Genomic DNA, 21,852 nt, shown 5'->3' on the forward strand with positions numbered 1-21,852 from the left:
GAGGTGCATCGATGGCAAGTAATTATCGAGTCGGCGGAAGCGGCCGAGATTAGAGAATAACTGTAAAGAATGCTTTGTGGGAGGGCTGGTTGAATGAGGAGAAATATGTTAATCGGAACTGCTTTGGTGCTTGTGATAGCAGTCATATCCGTATCAATTCAGTATCGGAAAGAAATGAACCAAGCCTATCAACGGGTGGCGGATGGCAGCAATGTCCTGATCACAGAAAATGGCGAAATCGAGTACGGCATGGAAGGAGAGGGAACCCCGGTACTTTTGATTCATGGCGCAGGCGGCGGTTACGACCAGGGTCTTCTCATGGGGCAGGCTTTTCTGGACGATGGCTATCAGTTCATTGCTGTTTCCAGATTTGGCTATTTAGGATCTCCCTTGCTGGAAGAAGCGACAGTGGAAAAGCAAGCGAAGCTTTATGCCGATCTCTTGAACTATCTGGATCTCGAAGAAGTGATCATCCTGGGCGTTTCTGCCGGAGGTCCCTCCGCCATCCAGTTTGCCCATGATTATCCTGAAAGAAGCAATGCACTGATTTTGGTATCGGCAGTTTCCATGTATATGGGCGATGACATTCCCCTGAGTACAAAAGTTGTCAACACCATTCAGAAATATGATTTTGCGTATTGGCTGGTGCTGAAAACATTTCGCACTCAATTTTTAGGGTTCATCGGCATTCCCAAGGAAACATACAACGCGCTCAGCCCAGGTGAGAAACAATTTGCCGATCAAATGCTGGAGCACATGCATCCCATGAGCCCAAGGCGTCCGGGGAATATTCACGAAGCCAACATCAAACCCTTATCCGGAGAAGCCATGAACCGTGTAGAGGTTCCCACAATCATCGTTCATGCCAAAGATGACACCCTGGTAGACCATGAACATGCAGTGTTTTATCATCAGCATCTGGCCAACTCCCAGCTGATCTCTTTTGATCACGGCGGTCATGGTCTGGCATCGGAACTGTCGGTAATTCGAAATCAGTTGAACGAATTACTCGAGACGGTGGCATCCTGCAATGAAAGCGAGGATATCCCCACTGTAAAGAACGGAACTTATGTGATGGAACACGGAGCATCAGAAGAGGGAATATCTCCTCAGGTTACCATATCTGATGACCTCATTTCATTCAGCTATGATTTGTTAAGCAGTTATTTTCCTGTGGGCACCTATGAAATCGAAAAACAACACCTAACGATGATGACGGATGACAAATTGTATAGATATACATTTCAGATAGATGGCGATACACTCATTTTTTTGGCGGATGAGTCGTCAACGATAAAATTGACGAATGATAAAATTGGTATAGCGGTGGCAGACCAAGCAAAGTTTAAGCGGCAGGAACATTAGGAGAAATGCAAGTATATACGATAAAGGAGATCAGGCTAATGGCAAAGATATTTTATTTTTCCGGAACAGGCAATTCATACCAAGTTGCAAAAAAACTTGGCATGAAAATAGACGATTGTGAATTAATTAAAATGACACATGACATAAAGAAGGAAGTCTATAAAGATGATATGATTGGCATTGTATTTCCTGTTTACTACTTTGGGCTTCCAAAAGTAGTGGATAAATTTTTGATTAACTTTGAGTCTCAAAGTAGTGGTTATTTGTTTGTCATTGCTACACGGGGCATACCTTTTGCGGGAGGCGTGCGAAAACAGTTGATGAATATTTTCAGTAACAAAATATCATATTTTCAATACATAACTATGGGAGATAACTTTAACATTGATTTCTGGAACAGCTCCTCAAATAAAGTTAAAGAGTCAAGAAATAGCCAGTGTGATGATACGATCCAGAAAATAGCCGTGTCAATAAATAAGAGAGTCCATAAGAAGAAATATACTTTAATCGATTTTATGGGGTTCATCACAAGGCGTTTTCCCAGGTATGGATATGAAACATATATAAATAAGGTATATGGCAGTGATGAATGTTTTAATGTAAACACTGAAATATGTACAGGTTGCAATAAATGTGTTACATCCTGCCCAGTAGACAATATTAGATTCGATAAACAAGTGAAATGGATGCACAAGGATTGTCAGCTTTGTCTTGCTTGCTATCATTGTTGTCCAACCAATGCGATACAGTACACGAATGGTCACTTAACCACTATAGGGAAAAGTCAGTATTGGAATTACTTCTAATTAATTTGTGTTGGAGGTACGCGGGGAAACGTTCCGCTGTCTTGATCGCATTAAATGAAATTTTAATATAGTTTGCTTATTTAACCCTAACCTTTGTCAGGTCACATCATCGTCCGGCCGCGTTTCAATAAACCTGAAAGTTCTTAGCAACTAAATCTCCGGCATATTACCGGATCTTTCCGATCTCTACGGCTTGATGTTGCAATTGAGAGCCATCGGAATAATGCTTATTTCCCTTCGGGTGGAAAGAGAGTCATGGAATTACAATGAAACTTCGAAAAAAAAAGAGTGGATGAAATGAAAAAAAGAAAGTACTGTTTTTGGCGCCGGTGTGTTGGGAAGTCTTTACGCCGCCAGGTTACAGGAGGCGGGTAACGAAGTGACCTTGGTGGCTCGGGGTTTCAGGCTGGAGGATCTGAAGAAACACGGTGTCGTGCTGAACGGTTTGACACTGGAGAACGCTCTGTCACAAAAGTAACGGTGGTGGACAAGGTGCCCCCGGAGGAGTATTTTGACCTATGCGTGGTCCTGGTGCCACTGCTTCAGCGGGTCTTAAAGATCAAAATTGCCGACATCGGTATGGCCCTTCATCTGAAAAATGCCCGGGAGGAAATGGATCAGTTGACAAAAGAGTTCATGGTGCTGGTGGAACAAGCCGGCATAGAGACCTCTGTACTGGATGTGCTGCGAGGCTAATGGAAAACCAATTTGTCTTGCAATCTCACGGGCATTTGCCCGGACATTATATTGACATTTTTGATAAAATATTGACAAATTATAGAACTGGTGCTTATAGTTGCATAGAGAAGTGCATAGGGAGCAATAAAAGGCTTTGAGGGGCGGACGATTTGTACTTCCCTCAGGAGAATACAAGGAGTGAGTCTGGAACTTGGTAAATTTCATGTCAAAACAAAAATCCGTTGTACAGAACGCCCCGGCGACTATGGTTTTTATCGCCATCAACATCATCATTTTCATTGCCTTAAACACCATCCCCGGCCTTAGTGAACAGCTGCTGCTTAATCCTGAGCTGTACATGATCCAACAGAGGCCCTGGACACTGGTGACCGTGTTTTTTTCCCAGGAGATACATATACACCTGTTACTTAACATGGGTTTATTTTTTGTTTTCGGGAGAGAGCTGGAGAGGAATACGGGATCGACCGCGGTTTTGTCCACCTACATGATTTGTGGATTCCTTGGCAGTGTTACCATTCCATTTCTTGCCCCTGTTATTGGCTGGACGACGGGATTGGTGGCGGGGGCTTCCGCTGCTGTCTGGGGCGTCGTTGCCGCAGTGGCAGTGCTTCAGCCTAACACACGGTTTCGGGGGTACACAGCAATGCATTACACCATGGGATTATTTGCCGGCAACGCCATGCTATTCATATTTAATCCTTCAGTCTCCATAGGTGCAGCCGCTCACGCAGCAGGGATCTTCGCTGGTTTGGCCTGTGGCTATGGGTTTAAAAAGCGCAAAGCTTCAAAAAAATAACAGCGTAATTGCATTCGAAAAGGGAAATTCAGTAAGGGATTCTTGATTCAGACTCCATGAGCGAAGCTATAAAACAGAAACTCGGTGTTTCTAGAAGCTTCCAATTGCGGAAGCTTCTTTCTACGTCAGGGTCCAAGAATGATGCCGGCAGCAATCGCCAGCAACAGCATGACGAAACAACCAACGGCCACGGGATTTGCAAAGTTCAAGGTCCAGCCAATGCCAAACCGCTTTTCAATCCAGATGGCCGGATCATCAGGGTTGTAATAGAACATGCCCCATTTCCAGTACTGGTCGTCATCCGTCGGCAACAAGTCGGAGCCGGCACTTTCTTCAGTATCCACCTTCACCCGTTCTGCCGATTGTCCTATGTGCCAGGCAACCACAAAGATTCCCAGGATAGGCCCGGCAGTGGACAACACATGCAGCACGCAATGGTCGGTTACAGATAGATCTATGAGTTGAAGCAGCTGCATTTGAAGCATGGCAAAATACGTTACCATCCAGGTGGCAGTAAAAATAATGTAAAGGCTCCAGTTCCGATTGGCAGCCTAATGCCGGCGAATAGAAGTCTCCGGGTGAATTCCGGCAGCAACATTCCCAAAGCATATAAAGGAATCACCACCATCATCAGTTGAATCAGTAATGGAGAATGAATTGTCATTTGGATCCCTCCTGCAGAAAAGTATGATAAATCCTTTCAATAAATTGTTGGCTTTCCTCCCGGGTGCCCCCCCGAAGATGTGCCTCTGCAAACAAAACTTCCAGGGTTTCTGTTAGCGATTCCCGGTAGGCTTCATCTGCCTGAAGTTTCAAATCCGGATTGATGATAACACCGCTTTTTCGATGAATCACCACCCGATTTTCCTGCTTCAGTTGCTGATACACCTTGTTGACGGTGTGAAAGTTGATGCCAATGTCAGCGGCTAACTGTCTGACTGAAGGCAAAGATTCTCCGGGCTTCAATTTTCCTTGCGCAATACCGGTAATGATCTGGTTCTTGATCTGTTGATATAATGGAATGTCAGATTCAAAAGCAATGGTGAGAAGCATAAGCATTTTCCTCTCTAATGATGGATATTCGCTTACAAAAACAGACTAGATTTTGTGAAAAAAATCGGCGATCCAATGCCTTTTCTTGACATTATTCCGATAACGGTATATTGTGTTTCTGAGGTGATTTTTCATGAAATATATGAGTTCTAAAGAAGCAAGTGAAAAATGGAGCATTAGTGATCGCCGAATTCGGGTGCTTTGCAATGAGGGGCGTATCGAAGGGGCTATAAAAATTGGGCGAAACTGGTCTATACCTGCTGATGCTGCAAAACCTTGGGACGCAAGGGAAACAAGCAAGAAGCATTATACTGGGTTGGAATGCGACTTCAGTTATATCGATTCACTTAAGAAAGCAATCGACGATCACAGACCTTTTTCAAAAGGACTTGCCAATTCGCTGAAGGAAAAACTCATTGTTGAGTGGACGTACCATAGCAATGCCATAGAGGGCAATACGCTGACGATGTCAGAGACCAGAGTTGTTCTTGAAGGAATTACCATTGGTGGAAAAAGCATGGTAGAACATCTGGAAGCGATGAACCATCGTGAAGCCATCCTTTTTGTTGAAGAATTAGTTTCTAATAAGGAACCACTTTCAGAGTGGAATATCAGGAATATCCATGCATTGGTCCTAAAAGAAATTGACAATACAAATGCCGGCAAATATCGGAGTGAGAATGTTGTCATTAGCGGTGCAAAACACATTCCGCCAAAGCATTATGAGATTGGAGAACTAATGCAAAAGCTTTTGGTGGAATATCAAAATGAGTGGAAAAAAGTCCATCCTGTTGTCAGGGCGACATTGTTGCATGGCGAGTTTGTGAAAATACACCCGTTCATCGATGGGAATGGGAGGACTGCAAGGTTGCTTCTTAATTTTGAGCTAATGAAAAATGGCTATCCCTCCATCATCATAAAGAAGGAAGAACGAGCAAGATACTATGATGTTCTTGATTTAGCACATACAACGATGAGTTATGGGCCATTCATAGAGCTGGTTTCGGAACGTGTGGCAGAGTCTGGAAAACTCTGGCTATCTGTATTGGAATAAAGGATTTCTTTCGTTTGTGTCTAATGATAGAATAAGGAGAAGCAATCCATACAGACGAAAACGAAAACCAGGAGGAACAACATGCTCACAGGCGAACTGCGAAATAAAGTCGATAAAATATGGGAAATTTTTTGGACCGGCGGCATTACCAACCCCCTGTCCGTCATCGAACAATTCACCTATCTGCTCTTTATCAAAGGACTGGACGACCGGCAAACAGAACTGGAACAGGATGCCGAAATCCTGGGCATCGAGGCAGAGCGAATCTTTGACCCCGAGCAGGAAAACTACCGCTGGAAGAACTTCAAACAGCTTCACGCCAACGCCATGTACGAAGTGGTTTCCAAACAGGTCTTTCCCTTTATTAAAAGCATGCACGGCGACGAGAATTCCGCCTTTGCTAAATACATGGACGACGCCATTTTCATGATCCCCACCCCCCAGATGCTGGAGAAGATCGTCACCAATATCGACACCCTCCCCCTGCAAGACCGGGACGCCAATGGCGATCTTTACGAATACCTGCTAACCAAGCTGACAATCTCCGGCACCAACGGTCAGTTCCGAACGCCGCGGCATATCATCCGCATGATGGTGGCCCTCACCCAGCCCACCCCCACCGACGTTATCATCGACCCCGCCGCCGGTTCCGCCGGATTTCTGGTGGCCGCCGGCGAATACCTGCAAGACCACCACGAAGACCTATTCGTCAATAAAGAACTGAAAGAACATTACAGCAAAACCATGTTCAACGGCAATGATATGGATCGAACCATGCTGCGCATCGGCGCCATGAACATGATGCTCCACGGCGTGGAAAACCCCAACATCGAATACCGGGATTCCCTGGCGGAAGTCAATAAGGACAAGGACCGCTACACCTTGGTGCTGGCGAATCCGCCCTTTAAAGGCTCTTTGGATTACGAGAGCGTCTCCGCCGAACTGCTGAAAATCACCAAAACCAAAAAGACAGAGATTCTTTTCCTGTCCCTGTTTTTGCGTATCCTGAAAAAAGGCGGCCGCTGCGCCTCCATCGTACCAGATGGCGTTCTCTTCGGCAGTTCCACCGCTCATAAAGGCATCCGAAAAGAAATCGTCGAAAACCATCACCTGCAAGCCGTCATCTCCATGCCCAGCGGCGTGTTCAAGCCCTACGCCGGCGTATCCACCGCCATTTTGATCTTCACCAAAACCGGCTCTGGCGGCACGGACAAAGTCTGGTTTTACGACATGAAAGCCGACGGATTCTCTTTGGACGACAAGCGCCAGCCCATCGAAACCAATGACATTCCGGATATAATCCAGCGCTACCATAACAGAGAGAACGAAACAGATCGAAAGCGAACGGAAGCCTCCTTCCTGGTGGATAAAGAAGAAATCGCCGGAAACGACTACGATCTTTCTATTAACCGTTACAAGGAAGTGGAGTATGAAGAAGTGGAATACGAAGCCCCGAAGGTGATTATTGAAAAGATCAGAACCCTGGAACGGCAGATTCTTGATGGGTTGGATGACATTGAGAGGATGGTGTAGGGGTGGAGAGCAATAAATTGCATGAATATCGAAACTATAAACAAGTTGAAAAGCTAATAAACTTATCAAATTATAGAGTTATTGCATTCTTGGATGTATTTGATGATTTATCAAGTAAAGGAAAGAAAATCAAGAAAGAAAACTACCTTGTTGATGGGGACTATGCAATTATTGATCAAGGTAACAATGATATAGCAGGATATACGAATGACTCTCACGGACTTTATGACAATATACCAGCTATAATATTTGGAGACCATACTCGATGCATAAAACATATAGATTTCCCGTTTTTTTTGGGAGCGGATGGAGTTAAATTGCTTAAAAACAAACTTGGTGAAAAGCATGCAAATACAAAGTATCTTTACTATTATTTGTTGAGTGTAGACATACCTAATACTGGATACAATAGACATTTTAAGTTTCTTAAAGAACTTTTAATACCTCTCCCTCCCATCCAAACCCAACAAAAAATAGTCGAAGTGCTGGACAAATCCCAAGCTTTGATTGATCAGCGAAAAGAACAGATAGAACTGATGGATGAACTGATTCAATCAACGTTTTATGAGATGTTTGGGGATCCGGTGAAGAATCCGAAGGGGTGGGAAGAAGAAAAGCTAGCAAAATTCATTGATTTTATAACAAGTGGATCAAGGGGTTGGGCAAAGTACTACTCAAATGAAGGCGAATTATTTATTCGAATTCAAAATGTCAAAAATGGCAAATTAAACTTTGAATCAAAACAATATGTTGAAGCACCAAAGACTCAAGAAGCGAATAGAACAAAAGTAAAAAAAGATGACTTGATTATATCTATAACTGCAGATTTAGGAAGAACGGCGGTTGTTGATGAATCAACAGAAATATATGGAGCATATATAAATCAACATCTTTGTTTACTAAGGCTTAAAAAGTCAATTGATCCAAAGTATGTATCATACTACATTGAAAGTTCAGGTGGAAAAACTCAAGTGCAAAAATTAAATCAAGTAGGTGTGAAATCAGGCTTGAATTTTAACTCAATAAAAGCTTTAAATCTGTTCGTTCCTCCAATCGCCCTCCAAAACCAATTCGCCGAAATCGTTCAAAAAATAGAAGCCCAAAAACAACTAATGCAAGAATCTCTTGTCGAAATGGAGAATAATTACAACGGCCTTATGCAGCGAGCGTTTAAAGGAGAACTTGATTTTTGAGATAGAAAAAACCTTCCAGAATCAACTGAAAGGTTTTCCGCTCGCCATTCCGCGAACCCCGAGGGGCAAAGTGCCCCTGCTATTACTATTATTATACAATGAATAAATACTGCGTCAAGATATACTACAGAGAGCATGATTAAGGCGTTGATCTGTAGATAATATTGAAAATAAATTGTAGTGATTTTTCGTGCAGTCTATGATAAATGTATGTTACAATAAAATGGATTCTGAATGATTGATATGTAGATACTAAAAATACCGTAGCATCTGGATGAGATACTTACCATTGATTCGCTCGGATTCATCTCGATCTAAGTTTCTTTTGCCAAATATGACAAAGCCATTTCTTTCATAAAAGTCGATTAAGCTTTGGGAATCCTCGCATTCAAGGTACGCAATTTTACATCCAATGACGTCCTGAACCTCCTGGACCTTATCACAAGTGATTTTCAACAATTCATCGCCTGTGATTAGTTGGTTATATCCATTTTGATAGTTTTTCCCAAGCTGAGCGATCAGCGGTGCACTTATGAGGTATCGTTGTAATTCGGTTGAGTAGGTGGCGAATTTATTTATTCTCTTTTGTAGCCGATTGCTCAGGACCTTTTTAGGGATCAAGATTGTTTTCGCACTTAAAGTAAAATAAGCAATTAGCACAGGGTTTCCTTGGTATGATGTTACAACCAAATGCGTTTTGGATAAGTCTTGTTTTGAAAACTCAATCGCTTTATGTCGAATAAAGTACTCAACATCTTCGTTTAGCGGACAATAAAAATTAAGGAGAATAGATTTTGTTCTATCCTCCCCAATTTGCGAAATCATATTTGATAGGCTGACTAAGTTGTAGCCAGTAATGCTACTTTTCACCAAACAACTCCCCTATCTGATCGGCTCTGATTTCCTTAACCGTCTTTGTCATTTTGATTGGTTTTGCTTTTTTATCTTTTGCAGCTTCAAGAGAAAAAACTAAAGAACGTCCGTTTTTTTTATCCTTGATATAAATGTTTTTTAAAATACTCTTTGTAGCCATTTTAACACCCTCTTTGGCTGATATATTCAATCAATACCCGTAACAGAATTAATTACACATAAGCTCCTTGAGCTGTATATAAATTATAAAGCAAATAAAAGCGAAATGCAATGATGGAAACAGACAGATATGGATCATTGGCCCCTGACCCCGAGAGGAGTGAACCCATGCCCGGCAACTTCCACTTTCTCGAAAAAGAAGCAAAATACAAAAGCTTCACACCTGCCTGCATCGAGGCGGAAAAAAGCCTGATGGTTTCTTATGCCACCACCGCCATTCTTACCCGAAGAGCGCTGGAGCTTGCCATCAAATGGGTCTATAGCTTCGACGAAGCCCTCAAGGTTCCCTACGACGAAAAACTGGGTGCCTTAATTCACGACTATCAGTTTAAAAGCACCATCGACAGCCAGTTGTTTCCCTTGCTGATATACATACAGAAGCTGGGCAATAAAGCCGTTCACTCCGCTTCCCCCATCAGCCGGGAGCAGGCAGTGCATGCCCTGAAAAATCTATTCGAGTTTACCAGTTGGATCGACTACTGCTATTCCGAAGAATACCAGGAAGTCCATTTTGATGAAACCCTGCTGAGTGATGAAGCCCAGGAAAGCAAAACCCTGCAGGAGCTTCAAACATTGCAGCAGCGGCTGGGCAAGCAGGACCGAAAGCTGGAAGAAATCATAGCCGAGAACCAACGGCTGCGAAAAGAAAACACAGAAAAACGCCATATCAACCGACAGCAGCGAACCTTCCAAGTGGATGAAATCTCCGAATTTCATACCCGAAAGCTCTACATCGATCTGGAGTTGGAACTCTGTGGCTGGACCTTCGGTAAAAACTGCCTGGAAGAGGTGGAAGTCCTCGGCATGCCAAACGCCAGCGGCATCGGCTACATCGATTACGTCCTCTACGGCGACGACGGAAAACCCCTGGCCGTGGTGGAAGCCAAGAAAACCAGTGTGGACCCGAAGATCGGTCAGGTTCAGGCGGAACGCTACGCCGACTGTCTGGAAAAGCAGTATGGGTTTCGACCGCTGATTTTTTACACCAACGGATTCGACTATTACCTGTGGGATGACCGCAGCTATCCGGAGCGCCTTGTCTCCGGTCTCTATACCAAGGAAGAACTGCTCTGGACCCTATACAAGCGGGATCACCGGCAGTCTTTGGAAAATCCCCTTATTAACGAACAAATCACCAACCGCCCCTATCAGAAAATGGCCATTGGCGCTACCTGCGATGCCCTAAACAGAGGCAACCGGAAAGCCCTGTTGGTAATGGCCACCGGATCTGGAAAAACCAGAACCGCCATCTCTTTGGTGGAAGTGTTGCTGAACCGGGGATGGATCAAGAACGCCCTTTTTCTGGCAGACCGAAGGTCTCTGGTGAAGCAGGCCAAAGGCAGCTTCCATAACCACCTGCCGGAGCTTTCCCTGTGCAATCTGTTGGACAGCAAAGACAACCCGGAAAGCCGCATGGTTTTTTCCACCTATCCCACCATGATGAACGCCATCGACGACGTCAAAAACAGCGCCGGAGAAAAGCTCTACACCCGGGGTCATTTTGACCTTATCATTATTGATGAAAGCCATCGCAGCATTTACAAAAAATACCAGGCCATCTTCTCTTATTTCGACGCCATTCTCCTGGGCCTGACGGCCACCCCCCGAAACGATCTGGATAAAAACACCTATGAAATTTTTGAATTGGAAAATAACGTCCCCACCTACGCCTACGAACTGGATGAAGCCATCAACGACAATTATCTGGTGCCTTACCATACCATCGAAACCAAAATGAAGTTCATGGAAGAGGGCATCCACTACGATGAACTACCGGAGGATGAAAAAGAACTCTTTGAAGAAACCTTCGAAGATGACGTTCGGGACATCAGCAGCGAAGAGCTGAACGCCTTTCTCTTCAACAACAGCACCATCGATTTGGTGCTGCGGGAGCTGATGGAAAAAGGGCTGAAGGTGGAAGGCGGCGATAAACTGGGGAAAACCATCATCTTCGCCAAAAATAAAAAACACGCCGATTTCATCGTAAAGCGGTTTAACCTCCTGTACCCGGAATACAGGGGCGAATTCACCAAGCCTGTCTATACCGGGATTAACTATGTAGTTAGCACCATGGAGCATTTTGAAACGAAAGAAAAACTCCCTCAGATTGCCGTTTCTGTGGATATGCTGGACACCGGCATCGATATCCCGGAAATTCTTAATCTGGTGTTTTTCAAGAAAGTCCGTTCCAAAACCAAGTTCTGGCAGATGATCGGCCGGGGCACCCGACTTTGCGAAAACCTGCTGGGCGCCGGCATCGATAAAAAAGAGTTTCGCATCTTCGATTACTGCAGCAATTTCGAGTTTTTCCGGATTGAAAAGAACGGCAAAGAAGTGAAAATGACCGTCAGCCTGACGGAAAAGCTTTTTAATATCAAGCTGAACATTATCCATGAACTGCAAAACCTGGACTATCAGCGGGAAGACTACGAAGCCCTTCGGAAGAAGCTCATCGAAGAGACTCTTGAAGACGTGCTGAAAATCGACGAAAAGAAATTCAGCGCCCGAATGAAGTTGAAGTACATTCACCGATTTAATCGGAGAGAAGCCTATGAAAACCTCAGCGAAGAAAACCTGCGAGAGCTGAAGGAACACATAGCGCCCTTGATCCCTGCCCTGGAAGAGGAGGAAATGGCCAAGCGATTTGATTTCCTCATGTACACCATCGAATACGCAGAACTGGCAGGAATGGAAGCCTCCAAGCCTAAGCGAAAAGTCATCACCACAGCAGAAAAACTGGCAGGAAAAGGCACCATAGCACGGGTGCGCCAGCAGTCCGACCTTATCGGCCGGGTTCAGACCCAGGAATTCTGGGATCAGGCGGATTTAATGGACTACGAACAGGTGCGGGAAGCCTTCCGGGAACTGGTGCGCTATATTGAAGACACCTCAAAACAGATCTACTACACCAATTTCACCGATGAAGTGTTGGAAACCAAAGAGAACAAAGGTGAATTCAAAATCAACAACATGGAAAACTACCGGAAGAAAGTCAGTCAGTATCTGGTGGAAAACCAGGACGACTTGGTGGTATACAAGCTGCGGCATAACAAAGAACTGGGAATGGAAGACATCAAGCATCTGGAGAAAGTGCTCTGGCATGATCTGGGAACCGAAGAAGACTACCGGAAGGAATTTGGCGACGAACCCCTGCTGAAGCTGGCCGGCACCATCGTCGGCCTGGATCCCAAAGCCGCCAACGAAGCTTTCTCCGAATTCCTCGCCGATGAGAACCTGAACCAAAACCAGCAGGAATTCGTGAAGCTGATCGTCAACTACATCATCCAAAACGGCAGCCTGGATAAAAAGGTGTTGAACAAGCATCCTTTCAATAAATCGGGGAACGTGACGAAGCTCTTCGACCAGAAGATTGATACGGCGAAGAAGATTATTCATGTGATTGATCGGTTGAATGGCAGGTTGAGTGTGTGAGGACTTTCCTGAAGCCAATAAGAGGATAGATAGAGGTCAAATATCTGGAAGGTAGATGAAAGACTGAAAAATTTTGTATTTACGTCGCTATATAGCAATATACTGCGCAAAAGACTGAGTCAGGTTAGATGGATTACTGGAAGACTGAATCACAACGGATTTATATTGTTTCAGTAAGAAATCGATATTGCCGAGCTAATGGCACGAATACCTATTGAAATGGGAGGAAAATCGAACTGAGTGACGGGAATAAGATGTTATATGCCATCCCTGCTGAAAAGTAGTGGTAATAGGCAAAAGCAAGATGTTAGAGATAGTCATATCTGATGAAAAATGCGCAGTAACTACAATACAAAATATAATTGCTGGTAGATATTGGTTAGTTTTTGAAGAGAAAAGCAGCTTGTGATATTGCGAGAAAAATCAATACCGCTGAATAATTGAGTGGAAGGAATTGGTTGGCTTTATAAATTCATTCGGGAGGTTTAGTTTTATGTCCAATGCTAAATTATGCAAATCATGGATAGTGGATGATGAGAAGAGTAACGTGTATAACAAGACATTACTTTTTATGGAGAAGCGTAGAATGGCTATTGCAGAAAAAAGTCAAAAATCGATATCTGCTAAACAAGGGTCACTTCAGATAACCAGATTATTAGGAAGTTTCCTAACTCCTGCAATATATCTACCGAAAACAATAACCATTGAATTTGAAGAATTAGAAACAGGAACTAAAATAACACTACATATTATGGAAGACATAGGATTAAGTGAAGATAGCAAGCTGAAATATAAATATAATAATTTTTTCAGTGCTTGGTTAGATGATTATAATAATTACTTAAACGAACTTCAATCAAATACTTACTAAAGCCTTTGCCCTTATTATTGGTGCTCATAGCTGAAAAACCCTCAATTGCGCTACGGCTCTTTTGACTATAGAAGTTCAGTTATTGGAGTAACTATCCCGCAGGATATTCTTAAAAGAACATCATCTGATTAAAACGCAACAGGTGAATTATAAAACATAGAAATGCCAATTATGTGATAGGGGGCAAGGTATGACAAAAAGAAAAGCTATTGCTATAGGGTTAGTGGTTTTGACATTTATGCTATTACATTCTACGCCTGCTTTAGCATTAAGAACAAGTATATTGTTTTATGGTCATCCAATAGTGGCATTAACAACAGAAATACAAGAATATGAACCCTATAGCCAAGACGATAAAGAATTGCTTGAGAAAGAAAATGCTAAGTTCTATAGAGTCACTCCGGCTCCTGTAGAAAAAGCCACCCAAGGTCATCTATACACTTGGAAGGTACGCAAAAATATCTTTATCTATTTTGCAGATTATCATGGGGAAGGCTAATGTAGTATTCACGTTGCTTCGCATTATCTATTCTATGCGCCATAAAAAGCGATAAAATAGTGGAAGTAGAAATCTTAGAATCAACGGGACGGCATATAACAGAGGCTTAGCAGACATCGGAAAGTGGATTTTCAGGGGAAGTCCGACATCGCTAAGCCTCGGGACGTTATATGAAGTAAATAAGGAGGTTATTTATGGAAAAAGAAGAGAAATTATTAATAACAATTTATTTAAACCAGAAGATTGTCTTTGACATGTTAGCTACTTTGGAAGATGGATTTTCTCAATTATCTGAGATAACCAGATCTGAAAAAGGTGTAAATGGAAAAGAGACGAATGTAGGAAGTTCCATTGGTGTTAGCAATGTCTTTGCGCTTTTAGGTATTAATTTAAATGCAGGAAGAAAAGCTATGTCTTCTGGAGAAAACGCAGAAACCAGATTAGAATCTAAAGTTCATACTCCATCTTCTCTTTTTATAAAACTATATGAAAGATTAGATGACTTAAAAAAAAATAAATAGGATTTCAGGTTTTGAGGATTTAAAGAATATCAGTACAGGTGATTTTGTTGAATTTAAAGGAACTTTGATAAAAAATCCATTAATATCCACGATTGAATCTTTTAGTAAAATGATGGAACTTGTCTATGCATTTGCTGATTCTCCAGGAAAGGGAGGGCCGAAGTCTAATCAAGGGAATAGTAAAAATGAATACCAGAAGATAAAAAAGCAAATGGATTTTTTTACAAATGCTTTAACTGTAGATGATACTTTCGATATAATTTGCAACATTGATAGAAATTTAACATCAGTTATAAACGTATATCAAGATTATTTCTTCAATAAGAACATGAATGAAATTATTGATGGAGAATATACAGTAATTGGAAAAGTCGTTAAAATCTCTCTATCAAATAAAAAAGATTCTATAAATCTTCTACGAAATACCGGTCTGAATCTAGCAAAGAAAGAACTAATGGATCAAATGTTAAAAGGTTTTAATTCTGTTGAATTATCTTCAGCGGGAATGGATGTCCCACAATTCTCAACAATAATTGAAGATAATGCTATGTTGGTGATACCAATATGCATCTATACTTAAACTCTACATATTTACTTCATCTAACAGCAGATATGTGTTTTCGCTTCGCTCCATTCGAATTGGAAGTTGTCCAGCTTCGTCAATTCGCGGGACGTGTACAAAATTGTCAGAGGATCGGTGGGGATGGGAGCAACTCGTCTAAACAAGAAGAATAAATCTGATGGGAGGATGGAAATCGGCCTATATTGTAATCGAAAGTGAAGCAATTCGCGTAGATCTGCTCGAACTTCTAAACCTAAGATAAACGATATCAAATGTTTGAGGATTCTGCAATAAGAGACATTTTGGAATCTAAGATTGGAGGTTGTTATGAAAGCACATGTAGACCATATTTATGATTTAATTCAGATAGACGAAAGATATTTGGAAATACTAGAAATCTACGAGGAAAGATTAAGTAGTCTTAAAGAGGAAATTCAAGGCATTATTTTATCCCATGTATATCCACTTAGGTCATATAAATGTTGGGAGCATCAGATAGGAATATATCATTTAGTTAATCTGTGTGAGCAAAACAATAGTCTTGAGACAAAAGTTGTTAGTAAAAACTTAAAATTAGCTGCATTATTACATAATATCGGTCATGCTAATTATGGATATCTGCTTGAAGAACTTTTAATGTATTATGACCAAAATGAAGATGACAGTCTACTAATGGACCGCTATAACAACATAGAAAAATATCTGGGTTGTAAGGAAAAATGCAAGCTTAACTGTCTTGAAACTACAGTAAAAGAGAAAATATTTCAACGCATTAAGAATTATGAAGCTGCAAAAATAATCTTGTCAATGGAAGACGCTTTTAAAAATATAAAACAAAATGACAAAAAAAGGTATGAAGGTTTTCAGATTGGAGACATTATTAGATACTTAATATGTAAAGAAGATAATGGTTTTAAAATGCTTAATTTTTTAGATCAAATAGATTTCATTTTGCGAGATTTGTATTATTTAGGCATTATGGATGTTAGAATAAATTTTCAATATCTTCTTGACCAAAACAAAGGTAATGTAATTACAGAAATAGAAGAATTAAAAGTAGTACAACGTGATTTGTTTAATTATCTATGTGAGAATATTTACTCTAATTCTCAAGTAGTCCTTATTACAAGATTAATGCAGAAGAGGTTAATAAGAAATGAAAGCATATCAATAGACTTGCTTAAGGAAGATGAATTTTTAAAAGAACTATTCAATTTCGACAATGAAATGAGTTTGCTTCAAACAGAAGCAGAAGATTTTAAATTAGTTGAGACATTCAGGTGGGTACAAAAAAATGATAATAATCTCGCTCTAGAGGAAAAAATTATACCTCCAGATTGGAATTTTGGCAATTATCATGAAGAAAAAAACCTGATGCTTGTGGTTTCTGATGGCAAAAAAAGATCCAAACGAGCATCTCTCTTTATTTCTCAATCACTAGATAAGTTTACAAATATTATTGGCTGTTTATTGAGTATGAAAAGTTGTTTAAAAGGTCCGGATTTCAAAAGTGAGAGATTTGTAACGAAAATGCTTGGAATTCTATTTGAGGGAAAAGTAGTTATTGACCACAGTAAAAGCGAGAAGTTGTTAAACCTTATGATTGAAAAATATTGTGATGAAGGAAACAGAAGAAGCCTTGTTGAGTTATATTCGTCAATGCTTTTCAATATAAATAAAGAATTTATGGACATGGAAGATGATAGTGAACATTCTATAATTAAAGAGTTTGATAGAATATTTAACGAAGACGAGACTCGTGATTTCGAAAAGAACTTGGATAAGGAAAATTTTGATGAATTAATATCGTTTAAAAGGAGTATTTTTAGTGAATTCAGACATTTGTATAATGCCAAGAATGGAGTAGAATTCATTAATTTTCTAGAGACAAATTTTAAAGAGATCGTTAGGGACGAAAGTAGTGAACATAGAGAAAAGGCACTTGAATTGCTTGTTTTTATTCAGGAGTCTAAGAAAAATATGCAGGTTGATAAAGTTGATTCTTGGATTGTACCAAGTTTTAAAATTGGAAATGAAAAAGAATTTGACTGTATGACCTTAGAATACAGAAATGGAGAAGTTGAGATTAATATTATTGAAGTCACGCTTACAAGTAATGAAGGGAAAACAATAAATGATTTGAAAAAAAATCAAGATATCATTGATAGAATTTCAAAAAAATATAAAGATATAAAAATAATTAAAAAAATAATTGCTCCTGAACTAAAAGTTAAATTTGAACCTGTAGAGAATATAATCCAATAATAACTTTGTGCAGGCTCAGTGGGGTCGGAGGCATCCGCGCCGCCTAACCGCATCGCGGCCGCTCACTACGTTCCCTTAAGGTGGTGGGACGTCGTGAACACGGAAACGTGCTACGACATATCCTTAGTTGTATATTGCATAATATAAGTACCAAAAGTTGCAAAGCAAAATCCCCAGTATTGCATACACGAGGGCATACACGAGGGGACGGTTCTTGCATACACGAGGGGACGGTTCTTTTGTGTTTGCTTGCCTTCTGATTCACGCTAAGATGAACAAGAGGTGATCATTTTGCCAAGAAAAGAGCGAAAGAAAAGCCGTACAGGAATATACCATGTCATGTTAAGAGGAATCAACGGCCAAATCATATTTGAAGATCGTGAGGATTCCATCAAACTATTAGAGACGATAAAAAGCTACAGAGACGAAAGCGGTTACGAAATCTACGGGTATTGCCTTATGAATAACCATATCCACTTATTAATCAAAGAGGGGCGAGAAGAACTGGGCACTGTCTTTAGAAGAATCGGCGCAAAATACGTCTACTGGTATAACCGGAAATACAGCCGAAGAGGGCACCTGTTTCAGGACCGGTATAAAAGCGAAGTGATCGAAGACGACGGATACTTATTGACCGTGCTGCGATACATCCATCAAAACCCCCTTAAGGCAGGCATTGTCAAAAACATCGAACAATATCCATGGAGCAGCTACAAGGAGTACATAAGTAAAAAAGACATTTGTGAAACAGAGTTTCCATTACGTGTTTTTTCGAAGGACAGTAAAAAAGCCATATCATTATTTAAAAGCTATCATGCAAAAGAGAATAATGATCATTGCTTGGACTATGAAGATTCATTCAGGGTTAATGACCTGGAAGCGGCAGAAATAATAAAAAAGACAGCAAACATTGACAACACCAGTAAAGTTCAAAACTTCGATAAGGAAAATAGAAACAAACTAATAAAGGATTTCAAAAAAAAAGGGCTATCCATAAGACAGATAGAAAGATTGACGGGAATCAGTTTTGGTGTGATAAGAAAGCTATGAACATGCACAAAAGAACCGTCCCCCGCGTGTTTTCATTGGCATTTTGCGATACCATATGCTTTTTTAGAGAAATTAGCAATGGAGTGCATTATTAGGTTTTTAGACGAACGAAAAAGACATAACAAAAATCCATTTGATCATAATTCAATTGAAGGAAAACATCATTTAGCATGGGTTTCTGAATAAAGGAAAGATACAAAGCAAAAGTGAGGGATAATGTGGAGAATAAAACAGATATTCTTATTTACCAATTGGAAGACGGAAAAACCAAAATTGATGTAAGACTTGAAAATGAAACAGTATGGATGACACAAAAAGCGATTGCAGAACTTTATCAAACAACGCCTCAAAATATAACACTTCATATAAAAAATATTTATGAAGAAGGCGAATTAGAGGAAAATTCAACTTGTAAGAATTACTTACAAGTTCAAAACGAAGGAAATAGAAGGGTTCAGAGAAATTCACGCCATTATAATCTTGAAATGATTATTGCCGTTGGCTACCGCGTACGATCTAGTCGAGGCACCCAATTCAGACGATGGGCAACGGAAAGATTAAATGAGTATTTAGTCAAAGGTTTTACCATGGATGATGAACGTCTTAAAGATATGCGTAACATCGGTGATGATTACTTTGATGAGCTTTTAGAACGTATTCGTGATATTAGAGCGTCAGAAAAAAGATTTTATAAGAAAATCACGGATATCTATGCCTTATCGATAGATTATGATGGAAAATCAGAAGAAGCTAAAAAGTTCTTTGCAACGGTACAAAACAAGCTTCATTTTGCTATTCATGGTCATACAGCAGCAGAACTCATCGAACAAAGAGCAGATGCCTCAAAAGACAATATGGGTCTTACCACTTGGAAGGGTGAGAAGGTACGTAAAGGGGATATAACTGTTGCCAAGAACTATTTGACGGAAAAAGAAATAAAGTCTCTCAATCGCATTGTAACAATGTATCTTGATTATGCTGAAGATCAGGCAGAAAGGCGTAACCCAATGCATATGAAAGATTGGGAAGAAAAGCTTAATGCCTTCCTAAAATTTAATGAGCGAGACATTCTTAATGGTGCAGGTTCTATTTCACATGAAGTGGCTAAGGAACTTGCTGAAAAAGAATATGAGAAGTTTAACAAAAAGCGATTAAGTGCACCTGAAAAAGATGATTTTGATGTGTATTTGAAAGAGCATGAATGGATACAAAAGAAGTAAGGGATTGAAGGTGATGTGAAGATGGGCATTCATACAATTGGCGTGCCTTTCTTTCTTAAAGGAAAGTTGCTGATTAGTTTTGTAACACCAATTGTTGTTTCAATCTTACGGGTTTGCGTCGGCTTGATCAGTGGGGACGGGGGCAACTCGCCCCACTCTTGTCCTTTTACAACATCGGGTTTGGTTCATATATAGGACAAAGATGCCGCCAAGATAATCCGTCGCTTTTCGGCACATCATCATACGGCCAATAAATATTTTAAGATACTCAATTTTAGAAGCAATAGTCGTGTGGATGAAAAAGTGAAGGATCATGGCCTTAAAATGAAACAGTTGCAAAGGAGGCATAAGCTATGGTAGAAGGATCAACCAGCAAAAAAACAGAAGCAATAACGGAAGCAATAACGGAAGCAACAACGGAAGCATCAGAAACAATCAAAACTTCCTTTGCGCCCATTTCCAATAAGGATACGACCATTTTAATACTAGGTAGCATGCCAGGAGACAAATCCCTTGAACTTGGGGAGTATTACGGACATCCCAGAAATCGATTCTGGAAAATCATAGCCATCATTACAGGCAATGAATTGCCCTTAACCTATTCAGAGAAGAAAGCAATGTTATTGAGGTCAACCATTGGTGTTTGGGACGTCGCTCATAAAGCAAAAAGAAAGGGAAGCCTTGACAGTGCCATAAAAGACGATGAACCAAACGATTTAGAGAGTTTTATGGCAGAACACAGGCACTTAAAAGTGATCGGTTTTAATGGGAAAAAGGCGGAATCCCTCTACGACAAGTATTTTGATCGAAAAAGCGGAATAAATTATTTTTCCTTGCCAAGCACAAGTCCGGCCAATGCAGGAATTGATTTTGAAAGCATTTGTAATAAATGGCGGCATATTTTGATCGAATAATTAATGTATAATAAACATATTAGCCGTGTGGGGTATTTCATTTGAATATGATGGCTTGATAGGGAGGGAAGGATCTGATGAGTTATGTAACCATTGATCAGAGGAATGTGGATCAGGAGCATATTTGCTGTGCTTTTTCTGATAAAAAGTGTGCTGAAAGCTACGAATTAAAAAAGCAGTGGCTCAAGAGTGAGTTTGAAAAAGGGCTTGTTTTCCGAAGACTCCATGAACGTGCAAAAGTGTTTATTGAGTATGGGCCAGCAGAAAAAGCCTGGATGCCTGTGACGGCTCCCAACTATTTCCTGTTAGGCTGTTTTTGGGTTTCGGGAAAATACAAAGGGAAAGGCCACGGGAAAGCCTTGCTTCAAGATGCCATTGCTGACGCAAAAAAGCAAGGAAAAGATGGGCTGGTTACGGTTGTGGGCACCAAAAAATATCATTTTATGAGTGATACAAAATGGTTGCTGAAGCAAGGATTTATTCAATGCGACACCACGCCAGCTGGTTTTTCTTTATTATACCTAGGATTCCATGACGAAGCTTCGGTGCCTTACTTTAATGAAATGGCAAAAGTAGGAGAATCCCCAGAAAAAGAAGGATATGTGGTTTATTATACGAATCGCTGTCCCTATACCGAATATCATGTGAGAGAGTCCTTGGCAGAAACAGCTAAAAAAAGGCAGTTGAATATCCGAGTCGTAAAACTGGAAACCATGGAACAGGCTCAGACCGCTCCTACTCCAGCAACGATTTTTTCTTTATTTTACAATGGAAAATTCATTACAACGGATATTAGTGTGTGCATGGATAGTAAATTCGATAAAATAGTTTCCAAATATCACTAACGAGAAAGATTTTGAAAAAATTCTGTTTGTAGAAAATCTGGCATCTACCCTCGAGGAGATGGTTATGCATGAAAGATATAGA

The 21,852-nt window shown here is 40.7% G+C and carries 22 protein-coding genes and 1 pseudogene; 18 read left to right on the forward strand and 5 right to left on the reverse strand.

The window, feature by feature from the left end:
* The first annotated feature begins 93 nt into the window (after positions 1-93).
* The 5 genes and pseudogenes from BLV55_RS12690 (at position 94) to BLV55_RS12710 (ending at position 3,666) form a co-directional block, all read left to right on the forward strand.
* A complete protein-coding gene (locus BLV55_RS12690) occupies positions 94-1,365 on the forward strand; it encodes an alpha/beta fold hydrolase (protein WP_093315046.1) in 1,272 nt (423 codons plus the stop codon).
* Between the two features lie 38 nt (positions 1,366-1,403).
* Positions 1,404-2,171, forward strand: coding sequence for an EFR1 family ferrodoxin (locus tag BLV55_RS12695; protein WP_176968411.1), 768 nt, complete (start codon positions 1,404-1,406; stop codon positions 2,169-2,171).
* Between the two features lie 325 nt (positions 2,172-2,496).
* Positions 2,497-2,649: pseudogene (locus BLV55_RS15060) on the forward strand (ketopantoate reductase family protein); the annotation flags it as partial.
* Between the two features lie 5 nt (positions 2,650-2,654).
* Positions 2,655-2,867, forward strand: coding sequence for a hypothetical protein (locus BLV55_RS12705; protein ID WP_143033215.1), 213 nt, complete (start codon positions 2,655-2,657; stop codon positions 2,865-2,867).
* A 193-nt stretch (positions 2,868-3,060) separates the two neighbouring features.
* Positions 3,061-3,666, forward strand: coding sequence for a rhomboid family intramembrane serine protease (locus BLV55_RS12710; RefSeq protein WP_093315053.1), 606 nt, complete (start codon positions 3,061-3,063; stop codon positions 3,664-3,666).
* Positions 3,667-3,791: 125 nt separating this feature from the next.
* On the opposite strand, the gene BLV55_RS12715 is transcribed toward BLV55_RS12710, so the two are convergent.
* From BLV55_RS12715 to BLV55_RS12720, 3 genes are read right to left on the reverse strand one after another with little or no spacing between them, the layout of a single operon-like run.
* Positions 3,792-4,151, reverse strand: coding sequence for a DUF5808 domain-containing protein (locus BLV55_RS12715; protein WP_143033216.1), 360 nt, complete (start codon positions 4,149-4,151; stop codon positions 3,792-3,794).
* Between the two features lie 11 nt (positions 4,152-4,162).
* Entirely contained in the window at positions 4,163-4,330 is a 168-nt protein-coding gene (locus tag BLV55_RS14650) for a hypothetical protein (protein ID WP_176968412.1), read from the reverse strand.
* Positions 4,327-4,719, reverse strand: coding sequence for a GntR family transcriptional regulator (locus BLV55_RS12720; protein ID WP_093315057.1), 393 nt, complete (start codon positions 4,717-4,719; stop codon positions 4,327-4,329). The genes BLV55_RS14650 and BLV55_RS12720 overlap by 4 nt, the downstream gene beginning before the upstream one ends.
* Positions 4,720-4,852: 133 nt before the next feature.
* On the opposite strand from BLV55_RS12720, the gene BLV55_RS15065 reads away from it, so the two are divergent.
* From BLV55_RS15065 to BLV55_RS12735, 3 genes are all read left to right on the forward strand, one after another.
* Positions 4,853-5,773, forward strand: a complete 921-nt coding sequence (locus tag BLV55_RS15065; protein WP_093315059.1) for a Fic family protein — start codon at positions 4,853-4,855, stop codon at positions 5,771-5,773.
* An 81-nt stretch (positions 5,774-5,854) separates the two neighbouring features.
* Positions 5,855-7,306: a type I restriction-modification system subunit M gene (locus BLV55_RS12730; protein WP_093315061.1), complete on the forward strand. Its 1,452-nt coding sequence runs from the start codon at positions 5,855-5,857 to the stop codon at positions 7,304-7,306.
* A 2-nt stretch (positions 7,307-7,308) separates the two neighbouring features.
* Complete coding sequence (locus tag BLV55_RS12735; protein WP_093315063.1) at positions 7,309-8,499, forward strand: restriction endonuclease subunit S; 1,191 nt, start codon at positions 7,309-7,311, stop codon at positions 8,497-8,499.
* A gap of 252 nt (positions 8,500-8,751) precedes the next feature.
* Here the strand turns inward: BLV55_RS12735 and BLV55_RS12740 are convergent, their stop codons facing one another.
* Positions 8,752-9,369 (reverse strand): hypothetical protein, encoded by a 618-nt coding sequence (locus tag BLV55_RS12740; RefSeq protein WP_330386626.1) that lies wholly within the window; start codon positions 9,367-9,369, stop codon positions 8,752-8,754.
* Positions 9,359-9,532 (reverse strand): hypothetical protein, encoded by a 174-nt coding sequence (locus BLV55_RS14655; RefSeq protein ID WP_093315065.1) that lies wholly within the window; start codon positions 9,530-9,532, stop codon positions 9,359-9,361. The genes BLV55_RS12740 and BLV55_RS14655 overlap by 11 nt, the downstream gene beginning before the upstream one ends.
* A 167-nt stretch (positions 9,533-9,699) precedes the next feature.
* Here BLV55_RS14655 and BLV55_RS12750 point away from each other — a divergent pair, with 167 nt between their 5' ends.
* From BLV55_RS12750 to BLV55_RS12795, 10 genes are all read left to right on the forward strand, one after another.
* On the forward strand, positions 9,700-13,023 hold the full coding sequence (locus BLV55_RS12750; protein ID WP_093315067.1) for a DEAD/DEAH box helicase family protein: 3,324 nt from the start codon (positions 9,700-9,702) through the stop codon (positions 13,021-13,023).
* A 493-nt stretch (positions 13,024-13,516) separates the two neighbouring features.
* A complete protein-coding gene (locus BLV55_RS12755) occupies positions 13,517-13,894 on the forward strand; it encodes a hypothetical protein (protein ID WP_093315069.1) in 378 nt (125 codons plus the stop codon).
* Positions 13,895-14,084: 190 nt separating this feature from the next.
* The gene (locus tag BLV55_RS12760; protein ID WP_093315071.1) at positions 14,085-14,393 is read left to right on the forward strand and encodes a hypothetical protein; all 309 of its coding nucleotides are present in this window, start codon (positions 14,085-14,087) and stop codon (positions 14,391-14,393) included.
* 194 nt (positions 14,394-14,587) lie between these two features.
* Positions 14,588-14,914: a DUF6414 family protein gene (locus BLV55_RS12765; protein WP_093315073.1), complete on the forward strand. Its 327-nt coding sequence runs from the start codon at positions 14,588-14,590 to the stop codon at positions 14,912-14,914.
* 28 nt (positions 14,915-14,942) lie between these two features.
* Positions 14,943-15,494 (forward strand): DUF6414 family protein, encoded by a 552-nt coding sequence (locus BLV55_RS12770; protein WP_456300631.1) that lies wholly within the window; start codon positions 14,943-14,945, stop codon positions 15,492-15,494.
* A gap of 309 nt (positions 15,495-15,803) precedes the next feature.
* The gene (locus BLV55_RS12775) at positions 15,804-17,741 is read left to right on the forward strand and encodes a hypothetical protein (protein WP_093315077.1); all 1,938 of its coding nucleotides are present in this window, start codon (positions 15,804-15,806) and stop codon (positions 17,739-17,741) included.
* Between the two features lie 282 nt (positions 17,742-18,023).
* On the forward strand, positions 18,024-18,791 hold the full coding sequence (locus BLV55_RS12780; RefSeq protein WP_334292460.1) for a transposase: 768 nt from the start codon (positions 18,024-18,026) through the stop codon (positions 18,789-18,791).
* 218 nt (positions 18,792-19,009) lie between these two features.
* Entirely contained in the window at positions 19,010-20,011 is a 1,002-nt protein-coding gene (locus BLV55_RS12785) for a virulence RhuM family protein (RefSeq protein WP_093315081.1), read from the forward strand.
* Positions 20,012-20,364: 353 nt separating this feature from the next.
* Positions 20,365-20,925: a DNA-deoxyinosine glycosylase gene (locus BLV55_RS12790; RefSeq protein WP_093315083.1), complete on the forward strand. Its 561-nt coding sequence runs from the start codon at positions 20,365-20,367 to the stop codon at positions 20,923-20,925.
* Between the two features lie 77 nt (positions 20,926-21,002).
* On the forward strand, positions 21,003-21,770 hold the full coding sequence (locus tag BLV55_RS12795) for a GNAT family N-acetyltransferase (protein ID WP_093315085.1): 768 nt from the start codon (positions 21,003-21,005) through the stop codon (positions 21,768-21,770).
* Positions 21,771-21,852: the final 82 nt, after the last annotated feature.

The organism is Tindallia californiensis (assembly GCF_900107405.1).
In the GTDB taxonomy this organism is placed as follows: domain Bacteria; phylum Bacillota; class Clostridia; order Peptostreptococcales; family Tindalliaceae; genus Tindallia; species Tindallia californiensis.